2 protein-coding genes and 1 pseudogene are annotated in these 4,379 nt (G+C 45.8%); all 3 read right to left on the bottom strand.

What is annotated here, in order from left to right; all coding sequences use genetic code 11:
- Positions 1 to 267: 267 nt before the first annotated feature.
- Positions 268 to 885, bottom strand: a complete 618-nt coding sequence (locus F6K20_RS25920) for a L,D-transpeptidase (RefSeq protein ID WP_008191311.1) — start codon at positions 883 to 885, stop codon at positions 268 to 270.
- Positions 886 to 1,496: 611 nt separating this feature from the next.
- On the bottom strand, positions 1,497 to 2,558 hold the full coding sequence (mtnA, locus tag F6K20_RS25915) for an S-methyl-5-thioribose-1-phosphate isomerase (RefSeq protein ID WP_287265813.1): 1,062 nt from the start codon (positions 2,556 to 2,558) through the stop codon (positions 1,497 to 1,499).
- Positions 2,559 to 2,681: 123 nt separating this feature from the next.
- Positions 2,682 to 4,379 (bottom strand): annotated as a pseudogene (gene dxs, locus F6K20_RS25910) (1-deoxy-D-xylulose-5-phosphate synthase); the annotation flags it as partial.

The following is a 4,379-nucleotide window of genomic DNA, read 5'->3' as shown; positions in this document are numbered from 1 at the left end:
TCTCACACCCTTTGTAAGCGATGCAGAGGTGCGACCCGTGGCGAATTTAATTCGCCAACGGAAAAAGCACCATTACGGTCTTGGGGGTTTCCCCCATGAGCGACTGCATCAAGAAGCGCAAGAGTTTTACTTCTGACAAATGACTTCTGACAAATGACTTCTGACTTCTGCTATATATACCAAAAAGCTTGAATCACCATCTTGTGCCCACCCTGATCAAGCTGCCTCAATCCCCTAGCTTTAGCTAGGGGCAGCTGTCAACAATAACTATTCCTGTACTGTTACAGATGTTCCCAAAGCCACTCTGTTATACAAAGCTTTGACATCATCATTACGCATCCGGATGCAACCGTGAGACACTGCTTGTCCCACCAGTTCCTCATCATTGGTACCATGAAACCCGATGTAGTTTGTTCCATCACTCCAAAATGCCATCCACCTTGGACCAAGAGGGTTTTCTGGTCCTGGAGCAACGACTTCACCAGTTAGAGGATGCTTCCAAACTGGATTTTGAACCATCTGTGTCACTTGGAAATTGCCTGTAGGGGTTTCCCAACCAGGCTGACCGATGGCAACTGGATAACTGGCTTCGAGTTTATCTCCTCGATAAACATAAAGACGACGCTCACTTAGTTTAATCACTAAACGAGGGGTATTATTAAAGAAATCTTCTTCTTGCCGCAGATAGTGATTGACTTCTTCGAGAGGGGACAATTCTGGTGTTTCAAGCCTTGGCAGAAAGCTTTCATACTGAATTTTTTTCCAGTTAGTTACACTAGTATTGGTTAGATCAGCGGCGGCGGTGGCTACCTCTGCGTATAATAACGGGATAGCTACACCTAAGCCGCACACAATTAAGTGTTGGGTGGAAAGTTTTCCGTTCACGATTTCCTCTTAGCTATTTGATATTTTATGTGCATATTTTAATTGATCATGTTTTGTTCACTGTTGAGCGTTGACTGTTGACGGTTCTACAGCTGCAGGGCTTTGATCTAAACACCCATGATCTAAACACCCATGATCTATAGCGTTTCTCACAGTTATGAGGTACAGTATTCTTTGAAGCTGATTCCCTGTTAGGTGCGCTCTTACCATTAAGAATTAAATTCGCCACGGGTCGCACCTCTTGATGCAGCGCATCCCTATTACTATTACCTATTACTATTACCTATTACCTATTACCTATTACCTATTACCTAAAATCCCGAAATTGTGTACCTCATAGCTATGATAATTGCTATAAACACCCATGATCTAAACACCCATGATCTAAACACCCATAGCTATCGGACTTTATCCTTTAGAGGTTGCTGAACTAAGGAACTGACTCAAACATAGTTGGGTCAGTTATAGCGTTTCTCACTCCTTATCAGGTACATTCAATTTTATTACCCCGACTCCCCACTCCCTCGGTGCGCTTGACCCGTAATTAAATTCGCCACGGGTCGCACCGCTCCCTACTCCCTAATCCCTAATCCCTAAAACCAAGATAGATTTCAAACTGACTGCTTAATGTTAAGTTGTGACAGCTCACTGGGGGCTAATGCGCCTTTTTCAGTAATAATGGCAGTGATTAACTCCGCTGGAGTTACATCAAAAGCTGGGTTATAAAATTCCACTTTAGGAGGACAAATCACTGTCTCCCCAATCTGATAAATTTCTGAGGGGTGACGTTCTTCAATGGGAATCTCTTCGCCAGTAGATAGCTGAAAATCAATGGTTGAGATCGGAGCAGCCACAAAGAAAGGTATCTGATGAGCTTGAGCAATCAGAGCTACACTATAGGTACCAATTTTGTTAGCCGTATCCCCATTGGCAGCAATGCGATCAGCTCCCACTACAACCGCATCAATTAGCCCTTGTTTCATACAATGGGCGGCCATGCTATCGGTAATTAAAGTAACGGGAATACCTTCTTCGACGCATTCCCAGGTCGTTAACCTAGCACCTTGCAAGCGGGGGCGGGTTTCGTCAGCATATAATCTGGCTAATCGCCCATCCCGCCACGCCGAACGCACCACTCCCAAGGCAGTACCATACCCAGCTGTTGCCAACGCTCCTGCATTACAATGGGTCAGAAGACAGAGTTTGTCGGGGGTTGTCGGTAATACTTCTAATCCGCGATCGCCTATGGCTTGACAGGTTTGTAAATCCTCCAGCTGAATTTGTTGAGCTGTTTCAAGTAAGGAAGCTTTAATCTCTTCTACTGTCCCGATCGTTTCATAGGCATTTTTAAGCATCCGCATGATTGCCCAAAACAAATTAACCGCTGTAGGACGAGTTTGCCGCAACTGCTGCGCTACAACTTCAAGCTGTTCGAGGAAAGCCTTGCGTTCTTTAGTTTTAATCTCTCTTGCGCCAAGGTAAATGCCATAAGCCGCTGCGATTCCAATCGCTGGCGCTCCCCGAACAATCATAGTTTTAATCGCCTCAACCATATCTTCACAGCGGCTGATTTCTACAATGGAATATTTGCTGGGTAAGCGGTTTTGGTCAATGAGGATAACTCGGTCGTTTTCCCAAACAACGGGATACACTTGGTATGTGGATGAGTTCATCTAAGTTCGGTATATTCTTAATTGTTAATTGTTAATTGTTAATTGCTATTTTGTTAACGGTTGACGGTTAACAGTTAACCGTTAAATTTCAACCGTCAACTGTCAACTGTTAACATTGATAAATTAACTAACAGCAGATGGCTGTCTAGTAAAGAACGCTTCCCTGATCTGTTCAGCAATTTGAGAGCCAGTCAGCCCCAAATCAGCTTTTGATTCATCGGGCTTGGCATGATCGACTAATTTATCCGGTACACCAAAGCGCTTCAGGGGAACTAATATATCATTATCCATCAGTGCTTCTGCCACCGCTGAACCAAAGCCACCGATTAAGCACCCTTCTTCTAGGGTAACTACACGACCAATTTTCTGAGCCAAGGGGAAGATTAATTCTGTATCCAGGGGCTTGACAAAACGAGCATTAATCACCGTTGCTTCAATACCATGCTCGCTAAGAATTTCAGCGGTTTGCATGGCGGTGTAAACCATAGTGCCATACCCTACCATTAACAGGTCGTCACCATTACGCAATAGTTCTGCTTTACCAATGGGTAGGGGTTCCCAACCATCTTCCATCAGAGGAACGCCATAACCACTACCCCGAGGATAGCGCATGGCAATCGGACCATCGGTGTGGTTTACTCCTGTAACTACCATACGTTGCAGTTCAGCTTCGTCTTTGGGAGCCATAATTACCATATTAGGAATGCATCGCAAATAAGCGATATCATACATCCCTTGGTGAGTAGGGCCATCAGCACCCACAATTCCCGCACGGTCGAGGCAGAAGAAGACGGGTAGGTTTTGGATACAAACGTCGTGAATGATTTGGTCGTAAGCCCGTTGTAAGAAGGTGGAGTAAATAGCTGCAACCGGTCGCATTCCTTCACAGGCTAGGCCAGCCGCTAGGGTGACGGCGTGTTGTTCCGCAATCCCCACATCTATGTATTGGTCAGGGAGTTTTTCTTGCAATTTATTCAACCCTGTCCCGGTAGCCATAGCTGCCGTGATGCCAATGATTTTGGGATTATTCTGAGCTAGTGTGACTAGGGTGTGGGCAAAAACTTTGGAATAGCCGGGGGGTTTGGGTTTTTTAGCTGGAAGGGCTTTACCCGTAGCTAGGTTGAAGGGACTTTGGGCATGGTAACCCACTTTGTCCGCTTCTGCGATCGCATACCCCTTGCCTTTCGTAGTTGCCACATGCACCAGCACTGGTCCATCTAGCTTGTGGGCGTTGGTAAAGGTGGAAATTAACTCCTCTAGATTGTGACCATCTACCGGTCCGATGTAAGTAAAGCCAAGTTCTTCAAATACTGCTCCGACCTTAGGTACGGCTAAACGCTTCATCCCTTCCTTGAGCCGTTGCAAGTCTGGGGATAAAGACTCACCGACAAAGGGGAGATTTTTGAACTGTTCCTCTAAATTGTCAGTAATAAACTGCATCGGCTCAGAAAGCCGCACTTTGTTGAGGTAACGGGGAATAGCCCCGACATTAGGGGAGATGGACATCTCATTGTCATTGAGAACCACCAGTAGTTTAGTATGGGGTAAATGTCCTGCATGATTGATGGCTTCCAATGCCATGCCACCGGTCAGAGCACCATCACCAATAACTGCTGCCACTTTGAAGTTTTCCCCTCTGCGGTCTCGGGCGATCGCCATACCCAAAGCAGAAGAAATACTGGTGGACGCATGACCGGCTCCAAAGTGATCAAACTTATTCTCGCAGCGCTTTAGATAACCAGCAATACCATCTTTCTGCCGTAGGGTATGGAATCGGTTATAGCGCCCCGTGAGCATTTTGTGGGGATAAGCTTGGTGTCA

This window comes from Moorena sp. SIO2C4 (assembly GCF_010672485.1).
Lineage (GTDB): Bacteria > Cyanobacteriota > Cyanobacteriia > Cyanobacteriales > Coleofasciculaceae > Moorena > Moorena producens.
The sequence above is the reverse complement of the archived record's forward strand: the minus strand, read 5'-3'. Positions and strand labels throughout refer to the sequence as shown.